Source organism: Marinobacter iranensis (assembly GCF_029207565.1).
GTDB lineage: Bacteria > Pseudomonadota > Gammaproteobacteria > Pseudomonadales > Oleiphilaceae > Marinobacter > Marinobacter iranensis.
Map to the genome: position 1 here is coordinate 1 of NZ_JANCMW010000097.1, position 278 is coordinate 278.

Genomic DNA, 278 nt, shown 5'->3' on the forward strand with positions numbered 1-278 from the left:
GATCGGATGTCCGTCCGTCCGCATTGCAGCATGATCGCACGGTCCATGGCCGCGCCGTCGCCCTCGACCAGTTCGTGCCCGAACCAGAGCAGCGCCAGGAGGAACAGCGCGAGGCCCGCCGCGGCGAGGACCGGCCAGGGCAGGCGGCGGGAAGCGGGCGGGGCTTCGGGGGCGGTATGCATCGGCATTGGATCGCGTAACGAGAGGCGCGATGCAATGATCCGGCCCAACTTCAATTCCGTCATTCCCGCGAAGGCGGGGATGGCGGCGATCAGGTG

1 protein-coding gene is annotated in these 278 nt (G+C 68.7%); it reads right to left on the reverse strand.

Features of this window, described 5'->3' with window-relative positions; genetic code table 11:
• Window positions 1-278, reverse strand: a 278-nt coding sequence (locus NLU14_RS21590; RefSeq protein WP_275710494.1) for a hypothetical protein, incomplete at both ends; no start/stop codon positions are given.